This window comes from Streptomyces sp. BHT-5-2, assembly GCF_019774615.1.
Taxonomy (GTDB): domain Bacteria; phylum Actinomycetota; class Actinomycetes; order Streptomycetales; family Streptomycetaceae; genus Streptomyces.
This window is the reverse complement of record NZ_CP081496.1, coordinates 71,505-93,249: the sequence shown is the minus strand read 5'-3', so window position 1 is coordinate 93,249 and position 21,745 is coordinate 71,505. Positions and strand designations below refer to the sequence as shown.

Sequence of the window (21,745 nt, the reverse complement as noted above, 5' to 3'; positions counted from 1 at the left end):
CGATGACCACCCTGATCGCCGTCGCGGTACTGCTCGTCGTGATCGCCTGGCTCGCCGCCTGCGCGGAGGCCGGACTGACCCGCACGACGAGCTTCCGCGCAGAGGAGGCGGTCCGCTCCGGCCGCCGCGGCAGCGCCAAGCTCGCCGCGGTCGCCGCCGACCCCACCCGCTATCTCAACGTCGCCCTGCTGGTGCGGGTCGGCTGCGAGATGGCGGCCGGCGCCCTGGTCACCTACGCCTGCCTGCGGTCCTTCGAGGAGACCTGGCAGGCGCTGACCGTCGCCATCGCGGTGATGGTGCTGGTGTCCTACGTCGCCGTGGGGGTCTCCCCGCGCACCATCGGCCGCCAGCACCCGCTCAACACCGCCACCGCGGCGGCGTACGTCCTGCTGCCGCTGGCCCGGGTGATGGGCCCGGTGCCGCAGCTGCTGATCCTGCTCGGCAACGCCCTCACCCCCGGCAAGGGCTTCCGCAAGGGCCCGTTCGCCTCCGAGGCGGAGCTGCGGTCGCTGGTGGACCTGGCTGAGAAGGAGTCGCTGATCGAGGACGAGGAGCGCCGGATGGTGCACTCGGTCTTCCAGCTCGGCGACACCCTCGTCCGCGAGGTGATGGTGCCGCGCACCGACCTGATCTCCGTCGAGCGCTTCAAGACCATCCGGCAGGCCCTGACCCTCGCGCTGCGCTCCGGCTTCTCCCGGATCCCGGTGACGGGGGAGAACGAGGACGACGTCGTCGGCGTGGTCTACCTCAAGGACCTCGCCCGCAAGGTGCACATCAGCCGGGACGCGGAGAGCGAACTGGTCTCCACGGCGATGCGCCCCGCGGTGTTCGTGCCCGACACCAAGAACGCCGGTGACCTGCTGCGCGAGATGCAGCGGGACCGCAACCACGTCGCGGTGGTCATCGACGAATACGGTGGCACCGCCGGCGTCGTCACCATCGAGGACATCCTGGAGGAGATCGTCGGCGAGATCACCGACGAGTACGACCGGGAACTCCCGCCCGTGGAGGATCTCGGCGGCGGCCGCTACCGTGTCACCGCCCGGCTGGACATCGGCGCGCTCGGCGAGCTGTACGGGCTGGCGGAGCTGGACGACGAGGACGTGGAGACGGTCGGCGGGCTGCTCGCCAAACAGCTGGGCAGGGTCCCGATCGCCGGCGCGACCGCCGAGATCGACCTCTCCGACGACGCCTCGGACCCGGACCTGAAGGCGCTGCGGCTGGTCGCCGAGTCGCCGGCCGGTCGCCGCAACAAGATCGTCACGGTGCTCTGCGAACCGGTCCGCGCGGCGGACGCGGAGGGTGACGGCGCCGCCGGCTGACCGCCGTCCCACCGGCCCGCATCGCCCGCGATTCCGGGCATTCGCCCGCACTCCACTCCTGATCTCCAGTACAGCGGAAATATCCTCGAAGCCATTTCCGGCAGCCCTGGATTCCCTTGCCAATTCCGTGGAAAGATCTTCGAGTCGGCGCCGGAAAGGGCGTCGGCTCTGTGCGGCAGAGGGAAGCTGAACGAAATGCGGGAAAGAAATGCGGCGGTGGCCTCCACCGTCGCGGCGGCGCTGCGGGCGGACCGCCCGGGCGACAGCGAAGCCCCCGCCGCGAGCGGCAGGGCCGGCGGCGGGCATTCCGCGGCGCGCAGAACGCCACGGCGGACCCCCGCCGCCCGACGGCCGCACTGACCACCGACAAGGGCCGCCGCACGGCGCGGAGCGCGGCGCGGAGAAACTCAGGAAATCCCAGAAAAACCCTCCACGGAATTCGCGATGACGTCCGGCCAGGCCGCGGACATCGCGAACACGGGCACCGGGTGGGGGTGCCGGTCCACCGACCGAAGGTGACCGGCGACCCGGTGGTCTTCGAGGACTCCGGAACGGGCGGTGGCCCCGCATGCGCGAAGTGTGCGGCGGCACCGCACGTTCCGGACCCGGAAACGACGTTGGCTGAAGAGCCGGGTGCCCCGGCACAGGGGAGCGGGGCAACCGGACTCTTCAGCCATCGTGCGTTTCCCGTGTCCCGCCCCCGTGGGCCCCGGCCCGGCCCCCGCATATGCTCGCCCGTATGACCGAAGCCGCACCGCTGGACCCCGAAGACCGCAAGATCATCACGCTCGCGCGCTCGGCGCGGGCCCGTAACGGCGTTCCCGAGGGCGCCGCCGTCCGCGACGAGACCGGCCGCACCTACGTCGCCGGCACCGTCGCCCTGGACTCCCTCAAGCTCACCGCCCTGCAGACCGCCGTCGCGATGGCCGTCGCCAGCGGCGCCACGTCCCTGGAGGCCGCGGCCGTGGTCACCGACGCCGAGCAGGCCGCCGACGCCGACCGCGCCGCCGTCCGCGACCTGGGCGGCCCCGACACCCCCGTCCTGGTCGCCGCCCCCGACGGCACCCTGCGCGGCACCGTCCCGGCCGGCCCCGCGGCCTGACGCCACGGCGGGGCGCCACGGCGGGGCGCCGCACCCCCGTGCGCCCCGCCCCACGGCGGCAGAAACGGCGGATTGGTCGGAGCGGCCGCGGGGATCGGGGAGAATGGGCGCCATGAGCGTTCGTACAGACTCCACCGCACCGCACCGTGCGGGCTTCGCCTGCTTCGTCGGCCGTCCCAACGCGGGCAAGTCCACCCTGACGAACGCTCTCGTCGGGACGAAGGTGGCGATCACCTCCAACCGCCCCCAGACCACCCGCCACACCGTGCGCGGCATCGTGCACCGCCCCGACGCCCAGCTGGTCCTGGTCGACACCCCGGGCCTGCACAAGCCCCGCACCCTGCTCGGCGAGCGGCTCAACGACGTGGTCCGCACCACCTGGTCCGAGGTCGACGTGATCGGCTTCTGCCTGCCCGCCGACCAGAAGATCGGCCCCGGCGACCGCTACATCGCCGGCGAGCTCGCCGACATCAAGAAGACCCCCAAGGTGGCCATCGTCACCAAGACCGACCTGGTCGACTCCAAGGCACTGGCCACCCAGCTGCTCGCCATCGACCAGCTCGGCAAGGAGCTGGGCATCGAGTGGGCCGAGATCATCCCGGTCTCCGCGGTGGGCGACAAGCAGGTCTCGCTGCTCGCCGACCTCCTCGTCCCGCTGCTCCCCGAGGGCCCCGCCCTCTACCCCGAGGGCGACCTCACCGACGAGCCCGAGCAGGTCATGGTCGCCGAGCTGATCCGCGAGGCCGCGCTGGAGGGCGTCCGCGACGAGCTGCCGCACTCCATCGCCGTCGTCGTCGAGGAGATGCTGCCCCGCGAGGACCGCCCCGCCGACAAGCCGCTGCTCGACATCCACGCCAACGTCTACATCGAGCGCCCCAGCCAGAAGGGGATCATCATCGGCCCCAAGGGCAAGCGCCTGAAGGAGGTCGGCACGAAGTCCCGCAAGCACATCGAGGCGTTGCTGGGCACGCCGGTCTTCCTGGACCTGCACGTCAAGGTGGCCAAGGATTGGCAGCGGGACCCTAAGCAGCTGAGGAAGCTGGGCTTTTAGGCTTCCCACGTGGCCGGCGTTTCCGCCGGGGTTCGCCGCTTGCCTTTTGCGCCTGCGGCGCGGTGCCGTTCCGCTGCGCGGGGCTGTTGGGTGCGGTGACGGGCCTCCGGGGCAGGGGTGTGCCGGACTGCTTCGCTTTACGTCCGGCACACCCCTGCCCCTCCGGCCCGTCCCCTCCCGTTGTGGGTCATGAAAACCCATAGACGGGGCAACGGTTGCTGGGCTCCTGCGGGCTCTGGACTGATGGGCGACCGTCCCTCAACGAGTGACCGTCAGCCCTCGACAAGCGACCGTTGGCGGACCAGCCGGCTCAGCCCCCACCCACCGTCTTTATGACCCTCAACGGGAGGGGACGGGCCGGAGGGGGTGGTGTGTCGGACGTAAAGCGCAGCAGTCCGACACACCACCCCCGCAGGCCCGTCACCGCACCCAACAGCCCCGCGCAGCGGACCGGCCCCGCGCAGCGGAACCGCCCCGCGCAGCGGACCGGCTATGCCCCGCGCAGCGGATCCGCGGCGATCAAGGAACGCAACCAGTGGAACGACGCCTTCGGCGTACGGGCCGTCGTCGCGTAATCGACGTGGACCAAGCCGAACCGCTGGCGGAACCCTTCCGCCCACTCGAAGTTGTCCAGCAGGGACCAGACGAAGTAGCCGCGGACGTCGACGCCGGCGTCCATCGCCGCTCGCAGCGCTCGCAGGTGCGCGTCGAGGAACGCGATCCGTTCGGGGTCCTCGATGCCGTCGTACGCGCAGCCGTTCTCCGTGATGATCACGGGCGGCAGGCTCGCCCCGTACCGCTCGTGGAAGGTCAGCAGCAGCTCCGTGAGGGCCTCGGGGACCACCGGCCAGCCGAAGCCGGTGCGGGGGCGTCCCTCGATCTCCCGGGGCGCGAACGGCAGGCCGGCCGGCAGCCGGACGCCGGAGAAGTCGGCGGGGGCGGCCCCGTCGGTGGCGTCCGGAGCCCCGACCCGCGTCGGTTGGTAGTAGTTGATCCCGTACCAGTCCAGCGGCGTGGAGATGGTCTTCAGGTCGTCGGCGACCGGACCCGGGAGGAGCGCGGCGAGGTCCTCGTCGGGGTAGCGGCCCAGCAGGATCGGCTCCGCGAAGAGCCGGTTGAGCAGCAGGTCGTAGAGGCCGGCGGCCTCCGTGTCGGCGGGGGAGCCGGACGCCGGCCAGGTCGGGCCGTGCGAGTTGGCGATCCCGATGGCGGTGGCGCCGCGGGCGCGCAGTGCCCGGACGGCCAGGCCGTGGCCGAGCAGCTGGTGGTGGGCGGCGGGCAGGGCGTCGAAGAGCAGTCGGCGGCCGGGCGCGTGCTGGCCCAGGCCGTAGCCAAGCAGGGTCAGCTCGGCAGGTTCGTTGAGGGTGATCCAGCGGGTGACCCGGTCGCCGAGGCGGGCCGCCACCGTGTCCGCGTAGGCCGCGAAGTGCTCGGCGGTGTCCCGGACGAGCCAGCCGCCGGCGGCCTCCAGGGGCTGCGGGGTGTCCCAGTGGAACAGCGTCGGCACCGGCGCGACCCCGGCCTCCAGCAGCGCGTCCACCAGCCGGTCGTAGAAGTCCAGTCCGGCCTCGTTGACCGGGCCGTGGCCCTCGGGCACCACCCGCGGCCAGGCCACCGAGAAGCGGTACGCGCCGACGCCCAGCTCGCGGAGCAGCGCCACGTCCTCGCGGTAGCGGTGGTAGTGGTCGGTCGTCACCCGCGGGTTCGAGCCGTCCTTGATCCGTCCCGCCCCGGCCGCGAACACGTCCCAGGCGGAGGGGCCCCGTCCGTCTTCGTCCACCGCCCCTTCGATCTGGGCCGCGGAGGTGGCGACGCCCCAGAGGAAGTCGCGGGGGAAGCGGGGGAGGGGCGCGGGCCGGCCGGACGACGGCGTGGACGCGGCGGCTGCGGGCGCGGATCCGGGCTCCGGTGTCATGCCCCCGGATCCTTGTAACCGCCGGTAATGCCGTCAAGGGACGTGCGATCCCATTGCGCGGTCTCAAGCAGCCTGACCAGTAAGGGAGTTGCAGTGCGGACGGTGGCTCCGGTCCTGGCGACCAGGACCGGCGTCCTACGCCCCCTCCTTCAGGACCCTGGTGATCAGTTCGCGTTGCTCGTCGGTGAGCTGCGGGTCCGTGCAGTAGGCGGTCCGGCCGTCGACGGTGAGGGTGTAGCGGAAGCCGTCGGGGATACCGGCCGGGGGTGTCGGGTGGGCCGCCGTCAGGGCGTGTTCGGCCAGGGTGTGCAGCTCGGCGGCGTCGGGGCGGTCGTCCGTGTCGATCTCGGCGTGCCGCTCGATGCCGGTGAAGCCGCCGGTGCGGCGGATGTGGATGCGCATGGGGGGCTCCTACCCGAAGGGGAGGGAATAGTCGCGCGGGCGGCCGTCCCCTCCCCCGGAGGCGGGACTACTTGCCGGTGACGCCGACCGTGGACCACGCCTTGACCACGGCCTCGTGTTCGTTGCCGGAGGCGCCGTAACGGGCCTGGGCGGCCTGGACGGTGAGGTTGGCGAAGTCGGCGAACTGGGCGTTCTTGGCCAGGTGGCCGCCGGTCAGGACGTCGTACCAGATCTGGCCGGCGCGTTCCCACGCCTTGCCGCCCAGGGCGCTGGCGACGAGGTAGAAGGCGTGGTTGGGGATGCCGGAGTTCAGGTGGACGCCGCCGTTGTCGTCGGCGGTCTGGACGTAGCCGGCCATCGTGGCGGGCTGCGGGTCCTTGCCGAGCTTGGGGTCGTCGTAGGCGGTGCCGGGGGCCTTCATGGAGCGCAGGGCCTGGCCGTGCACGCCGGGGGCGAGCAGGTCGGCGCCGATCAGCCAGTCGGCCTGGTCGGCGGTCTGCTTGAGGGCGTACTGCTTGATCAGGGAGCCGAAGACGTCGGAGACGGATTCGTTGAGGGCGCCGGACTGGCCCTGGTAGTCGAGGGCGGCGGTGTACTGGGTGACGCCGTGGGTCAGCTCGTGGCCGATGACGTCGACGGGGATGGTGAAGTCCTTGAAGAGGGTGCCGTCGCCGTCGCCGAAGACCATCCGCTGGCCGTCCCAGAAGGCGTTGTCGTACTTCTCGCCGTAGTGGACGGTGGCGTCGAGCGGGAGGCCGGCGCCGTCGATGGACTTGCGGCCGTACGCCTTGAGGTAGAGCTCGAAGGTGGCGCCGAGGCCGGCCTGTGCGCGGTTGACGGAGGCGTCCTTGGAGGGACCGTCGGACTCGGAGTGGACCTTGGTGCCGGGGAGGTTCTGCTGGTGGCCGGCGTCGTAGATGGTGCGGTTCGGCTTGTCGGCGTCGGCCCGGGCCTCCTCCGGGGCGGTCAGCTGCGCGGTCAGGTCCATGCGGCGGGTGCGGTGGAGGGCGTCGTGCTCCAGGGTGCGGCGGGCGGGCTCGTGCCACGTCGGGTCGTCGGACTCGGCGAGTCTGCCGAGGATGTGCGGCGGGACGATCGTGCAGAAGACAGGCGAGGTGGGGGCGGCTGCGAGGCGCGTCCGGGTCACGGATTCCTTCATAGGAAAACGGTGGCATTGTGTAATCCGTCTGTCACTGCCGGCGGCCGAAGTTCCCGAAAACGTGTGGTTGGCCGCAATTTCGCCGCTACGCCCCGGCGGTCCCGCATACTGATACGCGACTGCGGATCTTCCCCGCCTCCGCTAACGTGCTGTGCATCATGCGTTTCGGGCTGCTTCTCCTTAGCTGCCGCGGCGAGGGCCTGTAGTCGTAGGCCGACCCCCTCCCCGCGGGATCTGGTGCTGCGTTCGACCGTCGGCCGTCATACGGATCTCCCCTAGGAGCCCTACGCAATGTCGCAGCCAGTCGGCCGCCCCACCCCGATCACCAACGCCACCCACGTGCAGAAGCCGTCCGGGATGCCGATCCACAAGTACCGGCCCTTCGACGCGGTGCACCTGCCCGACCGCGCCTGGCCGGAGCAGCGGATCACCAAGGCCCCCCGCTGGCTCTCCACCGACCTGCGCGACGGCAACCAGGCGCTGATCGACCCCATGTCGCCGGCCCGCAAGCGCGAGATGTTCGACCTGCTGGTACGGATGGGCTACAAGGAGATCGAGGTCGGCTTCCCGTCCTCCGGCGAGACGGACTTCGCCTTCGTACGGTCGATCATCGAGGACGGGGCGATCCCCGACGACGTGACGATCTCGGTCCTGACGCAGGCGCGCGAGGAACTGATCGAGCGGACCGTGGAGTCGCTGCGCGGCGCCCCGCGGGCCACCGTCCACCTCTACAACGCCACCGCCCCCACCTTCCGCCGGGTCGTCTTCCGCGGCTCCAAGGAGCAGGTCAAGCAGATCGCGGTGGACGGCACGCGGCTGGTGATGGAGTACGCGGACAAGGTGCTCGGCGACGACACGGTCTTCGGGTACCAGTACAGCCCGGAGATCTTCACCGACACCGAGCTGGACTTCGCGCTGGAGGTCTGCGAGGGCGTGATGGACGTCTGGCAGCCCGAGGCGGGCCGCGAGATCATCCTCAACCTGCCCGCCACCGTGGAGCGTTCGACGCCCAGCACGCACGCCGACCGGTTCGAGTGGATGAGCCGGAATCTGAGCCGGCGCGAGTTCGTGTGCCTGTCGACCCATCCGCACAACGACCGCGGGACGGCGGTGGCCGCGGCCGAGCTGGCCGTGATGGCCGGCGCCGACCGCGTCGAGGGCTGCCTGTTCGGCCAGGGCGAGCGCACCGGCAACGTCGACCTGGTGACCCTGGGCATGAACCTCTTCTCCCAGGGCGTCGACCCGCAGATCGACTTCTCGCAGATCGACGAGATCCGTCGCACCAGCGAGTACTGCAACCAGATGGAGATCCACCCGCGCCACCCCTACGCGGGCGACCTGGTCTACACCGCCTTCTCCGGCTCCCACCAGGACGCCATCAAGAAGGGCTTCGACGCCATGGAGGCCGACGCGGCCGCCCGGGGCGGGACCGTGGACGACATCGAGTGGGCGGTGCCGTACCTGCCCATCGACCCCAAGGACGTCGGCCGCTCCTACGAGGCCGTCATCCGGGTCAACTCCCAGTCCGGCAAGGGCGGTGTCGCCTACGTCCTGAAGAACGACCACAAGCTGGACCTGCCGCGTCGGATGCAGATCGAGTTCTCCCGGATCATCCAGGAGAAGACCGACGCCGAGGGCGGCGAGGTCACCCCGGCGGCCATCTGGTCGGCGTTCCAGGACGAGTACCTGCCCAACCCGCAGAACCCGTGGGGCCGCATCCAGGTCAGGGCCGGGCAGACCACCACCGACAAGGACGGCATCGACACCCTGACCGTCGAGGCCGAGGTCGACGGCACCGAGACCGTCCTGGTGGGCTCCGGCAACGGTCCGATCTCCGCGTTCTTCCACGCGCTGGCCGGCCTGGGCATCGACGCCCGCCTGCTGGACTACCAGGAGCACACCATGAGCGAGGGCGCCTCCGCGCAGGCCGCCTCGTACATCGAGTGCGCCATCGACGGCAAGGTGCTGTGGGGCATCGGCATCGACGCCAACACCACCCGCGCCTCCCTCAAGGCCGTGGTCTCCGCCGTCAACCGCGCGGCGCGCTGACCCCCGGTCGCGGCAGCTCCCGCACGGCCCCGTCGCTCCCGTCCGGAGCGGCGGGGCCGTGCCGCTCCGTCCCGCCCCTCCCGCGTGCCGTACACACTCCGTACGCATCGGCGCCTGCATTCCGGCCAGCGGTCCGGGCGTTGTCCGATACGGGGTGCTGACGACGCATCACCGATGTGGCTAACATCACGTAACGAACGGCGAAGAGGCCGATGGGGGCACCTCCCATGCCCTTCAGGCGATGGGGGAATGAAGGAGGGCTGACCTGATGCGCAACGGATGTGTGGTGGGGGTGCGCACATCGTGGCGGACCGTCGCCGACGGCGAGTTCTTCTGCCCCGAGTGCGGCGGCGACCGCAACTACCTCCGCCGCACCGGCCGGCGCCGCCTCACCGTCCTCGGCATCCCCGTCCTCGCCCGCGGCGCCGCCGGCCCGGTCCTCGAATGCTCCGCCTGCCGGGGCCACTTCGGGCTGGACGCGCTCGACCACCCGACCACCGTCCGGTTCTCCACGATGCTCCGGGACGCCGTGCACACCCTGACCCTGGCCCTGCTGGCGGCCGGCGGCACGGCCTCCCGCACGGTCCGCGACACCGCCGTGGCCGCCGTCCGCGCGGCCGGCTCCGCCGACTGCACCGAGGACCAGCTGCTCACCCTGCTCGCCGCACTCGCCGCCGACACCGGCCGGATGACCGGCACCTACGAGGCGGCCACCGGCGGCCACTGCGGACACCAGGGCCTCGACCCGTGCGGCACCGCGCTGGCCATAGAGCTGCACGAGGCGCTGGAGCCGCTGGCGCCCCATCTCGCCCCCGCCGGGCGGGAGTCGCTGCTCCTCCAGGGCGCCCGGATCGCCCTCGCCGACGGCCCCTGCACCCCCGCCGAACGCGAGGTGCTCACCACCGCCGGCGCCGCCCTGACGCTCGACCCGGACGACATCGCCCGGCTGCTGACCGCGGCGGCCCGCTCGCCCCGTTACCGAGGCTAGAGCCTGCCCGAGAGAGACCGGCAAGGACCCCGGCCCATGGCGGCGCCCCGCCCCCAGGCGCCGCCCGGCACGAGGACGGCCCCGCCACCGGATGTCATCGGTGGCGGGGCCGCATGCCTGCCGGGGCCCCGGCTCGTGCGCCTCGGGTGCGGGTCAGGCCGTCAGCCGCACCGGCAGGCTCGCCAGACCGCCCGCGATGAAGCCGCCCGCGGGCGTCAACTCCTCGGGCGGGGCGGCCAGTCGGATGTCCGGGAACCGCTCGAAGAGCGCCGGCAGCGCGGTCCGCGCCTCCAGCCGGGCCAGCGGCGCACCGATGCAGTGGTGCACTCCGTGCCCGAACGCCAGATGCTCCTGCGCCGCCCGCCGGATGTCGAACTCCCCGGCGTCCGCGCCGTGCTGCGCCACGTCCCGGCCCGCCGCCGCGTACATCGGCAGCAGCGCCTCGCCCTTGCGGATCACCTCACCGCCCGGCAGCTCGACGTCCGCCGCCGCGAACCGCAGCGGCAGGCTCGCGATGCTGGGCATCCAGCGCAGCGTCTCCTCGATCACGTCGTTCCACGACGCGCCGCCCTCCCGCACCAGCTTCAGCTGCTCGGGGTGGGTCAGCAGCGCGAACACCGCGTTCCCCAGCAGGTCCACGGTGGTCTCGTGGCCGGCGCCGATGACCAGCAACAGGGTGTCCAGCAGCTCCTTCTCGGTCATGCCCTGGCCCTCGTCGTCCCGGGCCGCCACCAGCAGGCTGGTCAGGTCGTCCGCGGGCTCCGCGCGCTTGGCCGCGACCAGCGAGCCGAGCAGCTCGGCCGCCGCCCGCTGGGTCGCCGCGGCCTGCTCCGGCGTGGCCGTGGTGTCCATGATCTCCGCGACGACCCGGGCCAGTTCGAGCCGCGGCTCGCCCTCCGGATAGCCGAACAGCTCGCAGATCACCTGCATGGGGAGCGGGTGGTTGAAGGACTCCCGCAGGTCGACGACCTCGCCGGCGGGGCGGGCCGCCAGTCCGTCCAGTAAGTCGCGGGTGATCTGCTCGACCCGCGGCACCATGGCCTCCGTGCGGCGCGCGGTGAACGCCGGGGCGATCAGCTTCCGCAGCCGGCGGTGGTCGGCGCCGTAGGCGGTGAACATGTTCGTCACACCGATCCACGACTGGAGCCAGCTGCCGCGCACCTCCGCGCGCTGCCACTCCGGCCAGTGCGCGCGCGGGTTCTTCGAGATCCGGTCGTCGGTCAGCAGCCGCTTGAGCAGGGCGTGACCGGTGACCCCCCACGCCTGGATGCCGCCGGGCAGCTCGACCCGGGTCGCCGGACCTAGTGCGCGGAGGCGGGCGTTCTCGCCGTGGATGTCTGTTCCGGCGGGGTCGATGACGAAGGGCCGCGTTCGCTGTTGTGCCATGGCGTGGCTCCTGCCTGATCCGGGGTGATGGGGGTGAAGCGGGTCGGAAGGGCGGCCAGGGCCCGGTGGAAGGCCCCGTTGCGCCACGTCAACTCACTTGGGTGGACGGTGAGTTCGATGTCCGAGAGCCAGGCGGTGAGCCGCTCGATCGCGGTGATCGCGATCAGCAGCGCATGCCGCTTCACCGGGCAGGCGTGCGGCCCCGCCGCCCACGCCAGGTGCGATCCGCTGCCCGACCCCGGCCCGTGCACACCGGTGGTGTCGAACTGACTGTTGGCCGCCGCGTACGAGACCATCACCAGTTGCCCGGCGCGCAGCCAGGTGCCGTGGAAGAAGACGTCCCGGACCGGGAAGTGCGCGGAGTAGTTGGCCATCGGCGGGTCGTTCCACAACACCTCGTTGATGGCGTCGTGGACGGTCAGCGCGCCGCCGGAGACGGTGTTGTAGTAGCGGTCGTCGGAGAGCATCCGGGCCAGCGAGTTGCCGATGAGGTTGGCCAGCGGCTCGTTGCCCGCGCCCATCACGAGGATGATGTTGTGGATCAGTTCCTCGTCGCCGAGGTCGTTGGGATGGTCCATCATCCACGACGTGAGGTCCGGCCCGCGCTGCGCCTTCTTCGCGCCGACCAGCTCCATGATGTACTGCGTGTACGCCTCGTTGGCGGCGTTCGCCTCCTCCGGCGAATTGCCCTCCATCATCCCCGCGATCGCCGCGATCAGCCGCTCGCTGTAGGAATCGGGCAGCCCGAAGAGGGTGTTGAACATCAGCAGCGGGATCAGCCGCGCGTAGTCCGCGATCAGGTCCGCCTCGCCGACGGCACCGAACCGCTGGATCAGGGTGTCCGCCGCGTGGTGCACCCGCGCCCGCAGCTCGTGCGGCTCGACGAGCTTGAAGCTGTCGACGATCACGTCGCGGTAGCGGACGTGCGCCGGCCCGTCGCTGTAGAAGACGTTCGGCCGCCAGTGCAGCATCGGCATGACCGGCGAGTCCGCCGGGACGGTCTGCATCCAGGCCCGGGAGTCCTTGGACCAGGTGGCGTCGTCGTTGAGCAGCTCCAGCGCCGCCCGGTAGTCGGTCACCAGCATCGCGGTCACCTCGGGCGCGATCTCCACCGGCGCCACCGCCCCGTACTGCCGCAGCTGCGCGTAGACCCGCTGCGGGTCCGCGGCGAACTCCGGCCCGTACAGCTTCACCGGCGCGTACGCGTCCGGATGCACGGGGGTCTGCGGCGGCATCCCGTGCGCCGGACAGCCCGGCGGCGGAACGGCGGCCTCCGGCGGCGGTGGAACGGCCTGCCCGGGGCAGGCCGGCTGCGGGGCGGCGCCCGGCTCGTACGGGGAAGTCACGGGTTTGCGTTCTCCTCGGGCTGCGGCGTGTGGTCCAGGACATGGCGGACCAGCGAGATCAGCGCGTCGACGGACTGCTCCCGGTCGCGGGCGTCGCACAGCACCAGCGGGGTGTCCGGGTGCAGGTCGAGCGCCTCGCGGAGCTTTTCGACGTCGTACTGCGGGGCGTCGGGGAAGGTGTTGACCGCGACCGCGTAGCGCAGCCCGGCCTCCTCCACGATGTCCATCACCTCGAACGAGTCCGCCAGCCGGCGGGTGTCCGCGAGGACCAGCGCGCCCAGCGCACCGCGGGCGATGTCCTGCCACAGCGGGCGGAAACGCTTCTGCCCCGGGGTGCCGAACAGGTACAGCACCAGGTCCTCGGACAGCGTCAGCCGCCCGAAGTCGATGGCGACGGTGGTGGTGGTCTTGTCCCGCACCCCGGCGAGGTCGTCGACCATCGCGCCGGACTGCGTCATCACTTCTTCGGTGTGCAGCGGCGGGGTCTCCGACAGCGCCCGGATCAGCGTGGTCTTGCCGACCCCGAACGGGCCGGCGACCAGCAGTTTCACCAGTGTCTGGTGTTCGCCGGCGAGGTACATGTTGCCGGTCCCGGCGCCGGGGCTAGGACTTGAGAGAGCGGAGTCCATCGAGAACCCTCTCCAGGATCTGCCGGTCGAATTGCTCGGCTTCGGGTATGGGGACTCGGGCGTGCAGGCGCCCGGCATCGACGAGGTCGGCCACCAGCACCTTCACCACGCTCACCGGGAGGTGCAGATGGGCGGCCACCTCGGCCAGAGTCAGCGCCCCGGGCCGGAGCAGCTCCAGGATCCGGTGCTCCTCGGGGCGTATCTCACTGGTGAGCGGCATGTCCACGCTGATCAGCACGGTCAGCCGGTCCAGTGTGTTGCGGCTCGGCCGGGCGCGTCCGCCGGTGGCCAGATAGGCCGGTACGAGGCGCCGTCCGCTGCTCTGCCGCGGCGTCATGCCAGGCCACCGATGTCCCGGGCCGGGCTGTTCATGACCTTCTTGCCCAGGGTCGTCACCTGGATCTGCATGTGGTGCGCGACGACGCCCATGTTCACCTCCGGATCGGCGAACACGGCCAGGCAGGTGTTCTCGCCCGCCGGGATGGCGAACACGAAACCTTCCTCGGACTCGATCACGGTCTGCCGCAGCCGGGCGTCGTCCTTCTCCGTGAACGCCGCGGTCACCGCGCGCCCCGCGCCCTGGAGCGCCGACATCATCGCCGCGACGCCCTCCCCCGCCTCCCGTGACAGGCCCGGCGAGGCCCCCTCGATGAAGCCGTCGCCGGAGATGACGGCGGCGTGGACGACATGTGGCAGCTCCAACAGGGGAGCCAGCACCCAGGACTTGTCCTCGGTGACACGGCGGCGGGTGGGGCTGTTCATGACTGGGCGTTCCCTTCGGGACTGCGCGGGGGTTCTGACTGGGCTGCGGCCCGGCCGGTTTCGGTGCCTCGCTGGAGCGCCGCCCAGCGGGATCCCGTCTCCTCCGGGGAGCGCAGGTTGATCGTTTCGGTGGATGACTCGGCGGGCTGCTCGGGCATCGGCCGACGGCGCCGGCGGCGCGGCAGCTCACCCTCGGCCGGCGGCTGCGCCGGCTCCGGCGCGGCGAACTCGGCCGCCGGAGACGGGGACGGGGCCGGAGCGGCGTGCGCGGGCCTCTGCTGCGCGGGCGCGGCCGGCACGGCGCCCGCGGGGGTGGCCGGCGCGTTCGCACCGGTCGGCATCGCGGACGGCACCGCGGCCCGGTCCCGCGGCCCGCCGGGGGCCCGGTGCGGCATCGGCGCCATCACCGACATCGGCCGCGCGCCCTCGTCGAGAACGGTCAGCAGCGGATCGCCCGGGATGTACACCACGGCCCGCACCCCTCCGTACGGCGACGGCTCCACGTGCACCCCGAAGCCGTACTGCCGCACCAGCTGGCCGGCCGCGGCGAAACCCGAGCGCGGCGGGTCGCCGAGCTGGGTCAACAGCAGGCCGTCGCCGCCCGCCAGAAGCTCCATCGCGTGCTTGATCTCGTCGTCGTGCATGCCGACGCCGTAGTCGTCGATGATCACCGAGGCGCCGCGGCTGCCCTGCTGGAGCGTGACGGAGACCGGCAGTTCGCGGTGCGAGTGGTGCAGCGCGTTCGCCAGCAGCTCGGTGACGGTGATCGCGATCGGCTCGACGGCCCGCGCCACCACCGCGACCGGGTCCCGCAGCTGGTTGCTGACCTGCACCCGCTCGTAGCCGCGCAGCCGCGACGTCGCGCCGACCACCAGCTCCGCGAGGTAGGAGTCCTCGCGGGTCAGCCCCGGCCAGGCGCCGCACACGACGCCGGTGGCCTGGACGCGCCGCAGCGCCTGCTCGTTGAGGAAGTCCGCCTCCAGCAGGTCCTGCGCGATCTGCGGGTCGTCGTAGGTGTGCTGCATCGTCTGCAACGACGTCTGCACCTGGTACAGCAGGGCCTGGATGGTGGTCGTCGCACCGCGCAGCGTGGACTGCGCCGCCGAGTCGACCCGGGTGCGCTCCTTGGTGATCGCCTGGCTGACCTGCTCCAGCACGCCGTTGAGCGCCTCGTCGGTCGGCGACCCGCCGAAACGTTTGTCCAGCAGGCCGCGCACCGGCACGTGCGGGTGGGCCAGCGCCATGGTCAGGTCGGGCAGCCGCGCCTCGGCCAGGTGCCGGATCTCGGCCTCCGTGGCCCGCAGTCTGGCCGACAGCTCCGTGTTGCTGTGGAGCGTGGCGCTGTTGTGTTCCTCGGCGGAGGTCAGTCGCGCTCTGAGACCGGCACGCTCCTTGCGCACGCGGACGAGGAGCGCCGCCAGCACCACGGCGGCGGCCGTACCTGCGCTGAGGCACCACAACAGCGCCTGCGGTATGGATGTCATCGAGATCCTCGTTTGGGACGGACGGGGATGTCTCGGCCACGCCACGGCTGCGGTGCGCCGATGTTCACGCGATGCTACCTGTCATCTGACACGCCGTAAGGGCCCGTGAGGTGCGAGGACGGAGAAGTGCGGAAGGTCGCATTCAGTCGTTGATGAGTTTGATGACCGGTGAGTAACGTGATGCGGCCCCGACATCCGGAGGGATGGCGGGGCCTTGTGGAGATGGTGTGCGCAGGACGTGGGTGAGCCGCGTTCAGACCGCCGCTATGCGGCCGTCCTTGACGGCGTCCACGAACGAGGTCCAGCGGTCGGCCGGGAAGACCAGCGCCGGGCCGTGCGGGTTTTTGCTGTCACGGACGGGGACGAGGCCGGGGAGGTCGTTCGAGACCTCCAGGCAGCTGCCGCCGGTGTGATCGCTGTAGCTGCTCTTACGCCAGCGGGCGACCTCGATGCAGCTTCCGCCTTCGCCGTTGCTGTAGCTGCTCTTGTACCACTCGGCTGTACTCAGGTCGTAGGTGCGCATCGTCGGAAGTCCTCCGCCGCCGATTCGATCAGTGCCAGGGACGCTGCGGACGGCAGCGCAGCAAGCCTGATCAAATCGTAGGCACGTTGGACTCGCCTCACCACCGCCGGATCGTCCAGCAGCATCCCGGCAAACGACGTCTCTGTATAGGCGGTTGGCGGTGCGTCCGCGAACTCCATGAGCGTCAGCATTCCGCCCATCGACGGGTGTGCCCCTGCCGAGTGCGGGAGCACCGTCACCACAACTGCGCGCTCGCGCATCAGCTTCGCGATGTGCTCCAGCTGCTCGGCCATGGCGACGGGGCCACCAACCGGCGTGCGGATCGTGTTCTCGTGCAGCACCGCCCAATACTCGGGCCTTGTAGTGTGCTTGAAGATGTCTGCTCGCTCTATCCGGGCCGACACCTTCTCCTCGACGTAATCGTCGCTGACGAACGGGTTGGCGGCGATGGTGACGGCCCGCGCGTACTCGGGCGTCTGCAGGAGCCCCGGGATCACCGTGGGTGCGAACTCGCAGATGGTGGTCGCCTGGGCCTCCAGCTCCACCACCTTCGCGAAGTAATCCGCGTACCGCTGGTCGTCGATGAGCTTGCGCCATGCCCGCTCGAAAAAACCATCGGTTTGTAGAACCTGATCGATGCGGATCGCGACATCCAACTGAGGGCGGCGGATCGCCTGCTCGAACTGTCCGATATAGCCGCCGGAGACGAACACCTGGTTCCCCAGCATCTCCTGGGTTAAGGCGGCGTTCTCCCGGTGCCGCTTCAGCTCTGCTCCCCAATATTCCCAGAGCGCCTGGCGTGAGGTGTTGGCCATCATCTACTCCCTTTCCCTGCCCGGTAGTTGCAGTGCCGACCCTGTTGCTCAGGCTAGCTCTGGAGCGTCATGCTTTCGCTGCGAATTGTGAAAGGAGCCGCTAATGAAGGACCGCGCCGAAGTCGAGAGCGTGATCAAGGAATTGCAGCAAGCTTTGGCCCGAGCAGGAATCGTCTTGCCGTCGCTCGGGCTCGACCCGGTTTCGTACGCGCATCGCAGTCTGCCCCCGCTCGTGGAATTGGGGCGCTGCAATACGGACACCGCCCGGCGGCTGGCGAAGGCGCTGGGGGAGGGGTGAGAGCGCCGGTGGCGGCCCCGGCGTTCGGGACGTACGTGATCGACATCCGCGACGGGCGGGTCGGGCAGGTGGTCGGCCGGGAGGGACCGCACCTTTGGCTGCGGCCCGTCGGGGGCGGGCGGGAGTGGGTGTGCGCCCCCGAGGTCGTCCGGTGCGCCTCGGTCGCCGAGCGGCTGCGGGCCGAGACCGGCTACGCCAACGCCCGCAGCCGCGGCGAGCGGGCCTGACGGCCGACCCGGCCGTCGGGTGCGGGAGAATGGCGGCATGACTCTGTTCCGCGACGACGGCATCGTGCTGCGCACCCAGAAGCTGGGTGAGGCGGACCGGATCATCACGCTGCTCACCCGTGGCAACGGTCGCGTACGGGCCGTGGCCCGGGGCGTGCGGCGGACGAAGTCGAAGTTCGGGGCCCGGCTGGAGCCGTTCTCGCATGTGGACGTGCAGTTCTTCGCCCGCGGCGGGGAGCTGGTCGGGCGAGGGCTGCCGCTGTGCACGCAGAGCGAGACGATCGCCGCGTACGGTGGCGCGATCGTGACGGACTACGCCCGCTATACGGCCGGGACGGCCATGCTGGAGACGGCCGAGCGGTTCACCGACCACGAGGGCGAACCGGCCGTGCAGCAGTACCTGCTGCTGGTCGGCGGGCTGCGGACGCTGGCCAACGGGCTGCACGCACCGCATCTGGTGCTGGACGCGTTCCTGCTGCGCTCGCTGGCGGTGAACGGTTACGCGCCGAGTTTCGACGCCTGCGCGCGGTGCGGAATGCCCGGTCCGAACCGGTTCTTCTCGGTGGGTTCGGGGGGAGTGGTGTGCGGTGACTGCCGGGTGCCCGGAAGCGTCGTACCCTCCTCAGAGGCCATCGGGCTCCTGAGCGCGCTGCTGACCGGCGACTGGGAGACCGCGGACGCCTGCGAGGCGCGCCATGTCCGGGAGGGCAGCGGCCTCGTCGCGGCGTATCTGCACTGGCATCTGGAGCGCGGCCTGCGGTCCCTGCGCTATGTGGAGAAATAGCGCCGGAGACGACCGACGGGCCGCGGCGACAGCGTGAACACATGAACGCACGTGAACACACGGCCATCGATATCGATATTGCATAGGAGACGTGGGGCGCATGGCAGTACGCGGGATTCTGGGGCGTAACCGACGTGAATACCAGACGCCCGAGCCGCACCCCTCGGGTGCGCGTCCGCCGAAGATCCCCGGCGAGCTCGTCCCCAATCACGTCGCGATCGTGATGGACGGGAACGGGCGGTGGGCCAAGGAGCGCGGGCTGCCGCGCACGGAGGGCCACAAGGTCGGCGAGGGCGTGGTGCTGGACGTCCTCAAGGGCTGTATCGAAATGGGTGTGAAGAACCTCTCGCTCTACGCCTTCTCGACCGAGAACTGGAAGCGTTCGCCGGACGAGGTCCGGTTCCTGATGAATTTCAACCGGGACGTCATCCGGCGGCGCCGGGACGAAATGGACGCGCTGGGTATCCGTATCCGGTGGGTGGGCCGGATGCCGAAACTCTGGAAGTCGGTCGTCCAGGAACTCCAGATCGCCCAGGAACAGACCAAGAACAACGACGCGATGACGCTGTACTTCTGCGTCAATTACGGCGGCCGGGCGGAGATCGCGGATGCCGCGGCGGCCATCGCGGCGGACGTCCGGGCCGGGAAGCTGGACCCGTCCAAGGTCAACGAGAAGACCGTGGCGAAGTACATGTACTACCCGGACATGCCCGATGTGGACCTGTTCGTCCGGCCGTCCGGTGAGCAGCGCACCTCGAATTACCTGATCTGGCAGAGCGCCTACGCGGAGATGGTGTTCCAGGACATCCTTTGGCCGGATTTCGACCGCCGGAACCTCTGGGACGCGTGCCTGGAGTACGCCAAGCGGGACCGCCGGTTCGGCGCGGCGCCGCTGGAGGCGGGCGAGACGGCGACCTGAGCAGGGGCCCGCGCGACGGGCCGGTGAACGGCGGACGGGCCGCCTCCCCGCGTGGGGAGGCGACCCGTCATGCTGGTGGCCGCTGCCTGCTTCGGGGCGGCGCCGGCTCCGGGGCGTCAGGCGCGCCTGCCGCCCGCCCCCGACTCCGCCTTCTCCGCGCACTCGCCGCAGGTGCCGAAGATCTCGACGGTGTGCGCCACGTCGCGGAAGCCGTGCTCGGCGGCGATCTGGTCGGCCCACTTCTCCACCGCCGGGCCCTCGACCTCGACGGCCCGGCCGCAGCCGCGGCAGACCAGGTGGTGGTGATGGTCGTCGCTGCTGCACCGGCGGTAGACGGCCTCGCCGTCGCTGGTGCGCAGCACGTCGACCTCACCGGCGTCGGCGAGGGACTGGAGCGTCCGGTAGACGGTGGTCAGTCCCACCGAGTCGCCCCGGTGCTTGAGCATGTCGTGGAGTTCCTGTGCGCTGCGGAACTCGTCGACCTCGTCGAGTGCGGCCGAAACCGCGGTGCGCTGCCGCGTCGACCGGCCGCGGACCGGAGAACCCGCGCTCGTCGCCACCGTTGCCTCCCTAGGACGTCAGGACTTGACCCGCGCATGCGTTTGGCCATTGTGCCAGGTGATGACCGGGAGCCCTGTTCAGCGCTTTACCGCTTCCTTCCTTTCCTTATGTATCCCTCGGCCGGGGTGTCCCACACGGCCGCCGGCGGCCTTCCGGACAGCGGTGCGGTGGTGCGGCAGCGGGGTCGTGGGGGCCGTGGGGCCGTGGGGGCGTCACACCTTGACGTCGTCCTCGGCGGTGCGGCTGCCCGGTACCTCCAGGGTGCACCCCTTCCCGGCCGTCGCGGCGGCGGCCGCCGCGCGCCTTCGGGCCAGCGGGGCGGCCAGCGCCGTGAAGACCACGAACAGCGCGATGGCGAACAGCACGATGGTCGCGCCGGACGGCACGTCGACGTAGTACGAGGCGGTGGTGCCGGTGAGGGTCACCGCGACGCCGATCGCCACCGCGGTCACGAAGGTCACCGCGAAACTGCGGCTGATCTGCTGGGCGGCCGCGACCGGGATCACCATCAGCGCACTGACCAGCAGCAGGCCGACGACCCGCATGGCGACCGTGACGGTGACCGCGGCGGTCACCGCGACCAGGAGGTTCAGCAGCCGCACCGGCAGGCCGGTGACCCGGGCGAACTCCTCGTCCTGGCAGACCGCGAACAGCTGGCGGCGCAGCCCCACCGTGATCGCCAGCACCAGCGCGGCCAGCACGCAGATCGTCGTCATGTCCTGCGGCGAGACGGTGGTGATCGAACCGAACAGATACGTCCCCAGGTTGGCGCTGGAGCCCGCGTCCGAGAGGTTCATCAGCATCACACCGCCCGCCATGCCGCCGTAGAACAGCATGGCCAGCGCCAGGTCGCCGCGGGTCTTGCCGTACCAGCGGATCAGCTCCATCACCACCGAGCCGACCACCGCGACCGCGGTGGCGACCCACACCGGGCTGGTGTTGAGCAGAAAGCCCAGGCCGACGCCGGTCAGTGCGACATGGCCGATGCCGTCGCCCATCAGGGCCTGGCGGCGCTGGACGAGGTAGATGCCGATGGCGGGCGCGGTGATCCCGACGATCAGGGCGGCGATCAGCGCCCGCTGCATGAAGGCGAAGGAGAGCATTTCCATGGTGGCGGGCCCCTAGCTCAGCAGGCCGGTGCGGAGCGGCTCCGCGGCGGCGTCGGCGTGCGGGTGGACGTGGTCGTGGCCGGGCAGGGCGTGCTGCCCCACCGCCTCGGGCGGCGGCCCGTCGTGGACGACGCAGCCGTCCCGCAGCACCACCGCGCGGTCGATCAGCGGCTCCAGCGGGCCGAGTTCGTGCAGCACCAGCAGGACCGTGACGCCGCGGGCGACCTGCTCGCGGAGGGCCGAGGCCAGCACCTCCTGGCTGGCCAGGTCGACGCCGGCCATCGGCTCGTCCATGATCAGCAGATCGGGCTCGCCGGCCAGCGCGCGGGCGATCAGCACTCGTTGGTGCTGTCCTCCCGACAGGGCGTTGACGGAGTCCCGGGCCCGGTCCGCCATCCCGACCAGCTCCAGCGCGTGGTGCACCGCCGTCCGGTCCGCCTTGCGCAGCAGGCCGAGCCTCGCCCGGGCCAGCCGGCCGGCGGTGACCACCTCGCGGACGGTGGCCGGCACCCCGCCGGCCGCGGTGGTGCGCTGCGGCACGTAGCCGATCCGCGCCCAGTCCTTGAAGCGGCGGAACGGCGTCCCGAAGAGCGCCAGTTCGCCGCCGGTCAGCGGGACCTGGCCGATCACCGAGCGGACGGCGGTGGACTTGCCCGAGCCGTTGGCGCCGAGCAGCGCGACGACCTCGCCGGTCCGCACCGTCAGGTCGACCCCGCGCAGCACCGGCCGGGCGCCCAGCGACGCGGTGGCCCCGCGCAGCTCGATGACGGCCGAGCGGTCCCGGGCGGGCCGGTCGGCGGCCTCCGGGGCTATGACGGTCTGGCCGGTGTCCTTCATCTGCTGACCTCCGTCGTGCGGTGCGTCCTGGGGCGAGGGGTGCGCGGGGTGCGTGTGGTGCGGGCGTGGTGCGGGGC

The 21,745-nt window shown here is 71.3% G+C and carries 23 protein-coding genes; 9 read left to right on the top strand and 14 right to left on the bottom strand.

What is annotated here, in order from left to right:
• The first annotated feature begins 2 nt into the window (after positions 1-2).
• From K2224_RS00445 to era, 3 genes are all read left to right on the top strand, one after another.
• Positions 3-1,322: a hemolysin family protein gene (locus K2224_RS00445; protein ID WP_221904635.1), complete on the top strand. Its 1,320-nt coding sequence runs from the start codon at positions 3-5 to the stop codon at positions 1,320-1,322.
• 739 nt (positions 1,323-2,061) lie between these two features.
• Positions 2,062-2,424, top strand: coding sequence for a cytidine deaminase (locus tag K2224_RS00440; RefSeq protein WP_221904634.1), 363 nt, complete (start codon positions 2,062-2,064; stop codon positions 2,422-2,424).
• 112 nt (positions 2,425-2,536) lie between these two features.
• Positions 2,537-3,475 (top strand): GTPase Era, encoded by a 939-nt coding sequence (era, locus tag K2224_RS00435; protein ID WP_026247238.1) that lies wholly within the window; start codon positions 2,537-2,539, stop codon positions 3,473-3,475.
• A 490-nt stretch (positions 3,476-3,965) separates the two neighbouring features.
• On the opposite strand, the gene K2224_RS00430 is transcribed toward era, so the two are convergent.
• The 3 genes from K2224_RS00430 to K2224_RS00420 form a co-directional block, all read right to left on the bottom strand.
• Complete coding sequence (locus K2224_RS00430; RefSeq protein WP_221904633.1) at positions 3,966-5,390, bottom strand: GH1 family beta-glucosidase; 1,425 nt, start codon at positions 5,388-5,390, stop codon at positions 3,966-3,968.
• A gap of 135 nt (positions 5,391-5,525) precedes the next feature.
• On the bottom strand, positions 5,526-5,792 hold the full coding sequence (locus K2224_RS00425; protein WP_221904632.1) for a protealysin inhibitor emfourin: 267 nt from the start codon (positions 5,790-5,792) through the stop codon (positions 5,526-5,528).
• Positions 5,793-5,859: 67 nt separating this feature from the next.
• The gene (locus K2224_RS00420; RefSeq protein WP_221904631.1) at positions 5,860-6,951 is read right to left on the bottom strand and encodes a M4 family metallopeptidase; all 1,092 of its coding nucleotides are present in this window, start codon (positions 6,949-6,951) and stop codon (positions 5,860-5,862) included.
• Between the two features lie 291 nt (positions 6,952-7,242).
• On the opposite strand from K2224_RS00420, the gene leuA reads away from it, so the two are divergent.
• Both leuA and K2224_RS00410 read left to right on the top strand, forming a co-directional pair.
• Entirely contained in the window at positions 7,243-9,000 is a 1,758-nt protein-coding gene (leuA, locus tag K2224_RS00415; protein WP_221904630.1) for a 2-isopropylmalate synthase, read from the top strand.
• Between the two features lie 268 nt (positions 9,001-9,268).
• A complete protein-coding gene (locus tag K2224_RS00410; protein WP_221904629.1) occupies positions 9,269-9,988 on the top strand; it encodes a TerB family tellurite resistance protein in 720 nt (239 codons plus the stop codon).
• Between the two features lie 153 nt (positions 9,989-10,141).
• On the opposite strand, the gene K2224_RS00405 is transcribed toward K2224_RS00410, so the two are convergent.
• The 8 genes from K2224_RS00405 to K2224_RS00370 form a co-directional block, all read right to left on the bottom strand.
• Positions 10,142-11,374, bottom strand: a complete 1,233-nt coding sequence (locus tag K2224_RS00405; RefSeq protein WP_221904628.1) for a cytochrome P450 — start codon at positions 11,372-11,374, stop codon at positions 10,142-10,144.
• Entirely contained in the window at positions 11,290-12,720 is a 1,431-nt protein-coding gene (locus K2224_RS00400; RefSeq protein WP_221904627.1) for a cytochrome P450, read from the bottom strand. The genes K2224_RS00405 and K2224_RS00400 overlap by 85 nt, the downstream gene beginning before the upstream one ends.
• Positions 12,717-13,301 carry an ATP/GTP-binding protein gene (locus K2224_RS00395; RefSeq protein ID WP_221909345.1) on the bottom strand — a complete coding sequence of 195 codons (585 nt, stop codon included), beginning with the start codon at positions 13,299-13,301 and terminating at the stop codon, positions 12,717-12,719. Before K2224_RS00395 ends, K2224_RS00400 begins: the two co-directional genes overlap by 4 nt.
• Positions 13,302-13,323: 22 nt before the next feature.
• Positions 13,324-13,686 (bottom strand): DUF742 domain-containing protein, encoded by a 363-nt coding sequence (locus K2224_RS00390; RefSeq protein WP_018537981.1) that lies wholly within the window; start codon positions 13,684-13,686, stop codon positions 13,324-13,326.
• Complete coding sequence (locus K2224_RS00385; protein WP_221904626.1) at positions 13,683-14,111, bottom strand: roadblock/LC7 domain-containing protein; 429 nt, start codon at positions 14,109-14,111, stop codon at positions 13,683-13,685. The genes K2224_RS00390 and K2224_RS00385 overlap by 4 nt, the downstream gene beginning before the upstream one ends.
• Positions 14,108-15,595, bottom strand: coding sequence for an ATP-binding protein (locus K2224_RS00380; RefSeq protein WP_221904625.1), 1,488 nt, complete (start codon positions 15,593-15,595; stop codon positions 14,108-14,110). The genes K2224_RS00385 and K2224_RS00380 overlap by 4 nt, the downstream gene beginning before the upstream one ends.
• A gap of 253 nt (positions 15,596-15,848) precedes the next feature.
• Positions 15,849-16,118 (bottom strand): DUF397 domain-containing protein, encoded by a 270-nt coding sequence (locus K2224_RS00375; RefSeq protein WP_221904624.1) that lies wholly within the window; start codon positions 16,116-16,118, stop codon positions 15,849-15,851.
• Complete coding sequence (locus K2224_RS00370) at positions 16,100-16,933, bottom strand: helix-turn-helix transcriptional regulator (RefSeq protein WP_221909344.1); 834 nt, start codon at positions 16,931-16,933, stop codon at positions 16,100-16,102. The genes K2224_RS00375 and K2224_RS00370 overlap by 19 nt, the downstream gene beginning before the upstream one ends.
• A 103-nt stretch (positions 16,934-17,036) precedes the next feature.
• Between K2224_RS00370 and K2224_RS00365 the strand changes: the two genes are divergently transcribed.
• The 4 genes from K2224_RS00365 (at position 17,037) to K2224_RS00350 (ending at position 19,161) form a co-directional block, all read left to right on the top strand.
• Complete coding sequence (locus K2224_RS00365) at positions 17,037-17,231, top strand: hypothetical protein (protein ID WP_221904623.1); 195 nt, start codon at positions 17,037-17,039, stop codon at positions 17,229-17,231.
• The gene (locus K2224_RS00360) at positions 17,228-17,458 is read left to right on the top strand and encodes a hypothetical protein (protein WP_260692265.1); all 231 of its coding nucleotides are present in this window, start codon (positions 17,228-17,230) and stop codon (positions 17,456-17,458) included. The genes K2224_RS00365 and K2224_RS00360 overlap by 4 nt, the downstream gene beginning before the upstream one ends.
• Before the next feature lie 37 nt (positions 17,459-17,495).
• On the top strand, positions 17,496-18,242 hold the full coding sequence (gene recO / locus K2224_RS00355; protein ID WP_221904622.1) for a DNA repair protein RecO: 747 nt from the start codon (positions 17,496-17,498) through the stop codon (positions 18,240-18,242).
• Between the two features lie 100 nt (positions 18,243-18,342).
• Positions 18,343-19,161 carry an isoprenyl transferase gene (locus tag K2224_RS00350; protein WP_221904621.1) on the top strand — a complete coding sequence of 273 codons (819 nt, stop codon included), beginning with the start codon at positions 18,343-18,345 and terminating at the stop codon, positions 19,159-19,161.
• A 116-nt stretch (positions 19,162-19,277) separates the two neighbouring features.
• Here K2224_RS00350 and K2224_RS00345 read toward each other — a convergent pair whose 3' ends face one another.
• The 3 genes from K2224_RS00345 to K2224_RS00335 form a co-directional block, all read right to left on the bottom strand.
• Complete coding sequence (locus K2224_RS00345; RefSeq protein WP_221904620.1) at positions 19,278-19,721, bottom strand: Fur family transcriptional regulator; 444 nt, start codon at positions 19,719-19,721, stop codon at positions 19,278-19,280.
• Positions 19,722-19,934: 213 nt separating this feature from the next.
• Positions 19,935-20,831, bottom strand: coding sequence for a metal ABC transporter permease (locus K2224_RS00340; RefSeq protein WP_221904619.1), 897 nt, complete (start codon positions 20,829-20,831; stop codon positions 19,935-19,937).
• Positions 20,832-20,843: 12 nt separating this feature from the next.
• Positions 20,844-21,668 carry a metal ABC transporter ATP-binding protein gene (locus tag K2224_RS00335; RefSeq protein ID WP_260692264.1) on the bottom strand — a complete coding sequence of 275 codons (825 nt, stop codon included), beginning with the start codon at positions 21,666-21,668 and terminating at the stop codon, positions 20,844-20,846.
• Positions 21,669-21,745 lie beyond the last annotated feature (77 nt).

What these genes read in the sequence shown, in the direction of transcription:
- K2224_RS00445 (WP_221904635.1), top strand. Translation starts at nt 3, where the DNA reads ATGACCACCCTGATCGCCGTCGCGGTACTGCTCGTCGTGATCGCCTGG.
- K2224_RS00440 (WP_221904634.1), top strand. Translation starts at nt 2,062, where the DNA reads ATGACCGAAGCCGCACCGCTGGACCCCGAAGACCGCAAGATCATCACG.
- era (WP_026247238.1), top strand. Translation starts at nt 2,537, where the DNA reads ATGAGCGTTCGTACAGACTCCACCGCACCGCACCGTGCGGGCTTCGCC.
- K2224_RS00430 (WP_221904633.1), bottom strand. Translation starts at nt 5,390, where the DNA reads ATGACACCGGAGCCCGGATCCGCGCCCGCAGCCGCCGCGTCCACGCCG.
- K2224_RS00425 (WP_221904632.1), bottom strand. Translation starts at nt 5,792, where the DNA reads ATGCGCATCCACATCCGCCGCACCGGCGGCTTCACCGGCATCGAGCGG.
- K2224_RS00420 (WP_221904631.1), bottom strand. Translation starts at nt 6,951, where the DNA reads ATGAAGGAATCCGTGACCCGGACGCGCCTCGCAGCCGCCCCCACCTCG.
- leuA (WP_221904630.1), top strand. Translation starts at nt 7,243, where the DNA reads ATGTCGCAGCCAGTCGGCCGCCCCACCCCGATCACCAACGCCACCCAC.
- K2224_RS00410 (WP_221904629.1), top strand. Translation starts at nt 9,269, where the DNA reads ATGCGCAACGGATGTGTGGTGGGGGTGCGCACATCGTGGCGGACCGTC.
- K2224_RS00405 (WP_221904628.1), bottom strand. Translation starts at nt 11,374, where the DNA reads ATGGCACAACAGCGAACGCGGCCCTTCGTCATCGACCCCGCCGGAACA.
- K2224_RS00395 (WP_221909345.1), bottom strand. Translation starts at nt 13,301, where the DNA reads ATGTACCTCGCCGGCGAACACCAGACACTGGTGAAACTGCTGGTCGCC.
- K2224_RS00390 (WP_018537981.1), bottom strand. Translation starts at nt 13,686, where the DNA reads ATGACGCCGCGGCAGAGCAGCGGACGGCGCCTCGTACCGGCCTATCTG.
- K2224_RS00385 (WP_221904626.1), bottom strand. Translation starts at nt 14,111, where the DNA reads ATGAACAGCCCCACCCGCCGCCGTGTCACCGAGGACAAGTCCTGGGTG.
- K2224_RS00380 (WP_221904625.1), bottom strand. Translation starts at nt 15,595, where the DNA reads ATGACATCCATACCGCAGGCGCTGTTGTGGTGCCTCAGCGCAGGTACG.
- K2224_RS00375 (WP_221904624.1), bottom strand. Translation starts at nt 16,118, where the DNA reads ATGCGCACCTACGACCTGAGTACAGCCGAGTGGTACAAGAGCAGCTAC.
- K2224_RS00370 (WP_221909344.1), bottom strand. Translation starts at nt 16,933, where the DNA reads ATGGCCAACACCTCACGCCAGGCGCTCTGGGAATATTGGGGAGCAGAG.
- K2224_RS00365 (WP_221904623.1), top strand. Translation starts at nt 17,037, where the DNA reads ATGAAGGACCGCGCCGAAGTCGAGAGCGTGATCAAGGAATTGCAGCAA.
- recO (WP_221904622.1), top strand. Translation starts at nt 17,496, where the DNA reads ATGACTCTGTTCCGCGACGACGGCATCGTGCTGCGCACCCAGAAGCTG.
- K2224_RS00350 (WP_221904621.1), top strand. Translation starts at nt 18,343, where the DNA reads ATGGCAGTACGCGGGATTCTGGGGCGTAACCGACGTGAATACCAGACG.
- K2224_RS00340 (WP_221904619.1), bottom strand. Translation starts at nt 20,831, where the DNA reads ATGGAAATGCTCTCCTTCGCCTTCATGCAGCGGGCGCTGATCGCCGCC.
- K2224_RS00335 (WP_260692264.1), bottom strand. Translation starts at nt 21,668, where the DNA reads ATGAAGGACACCGGCCAGACCGTCATAGCCCCGGAGGCCGCCGACCGG.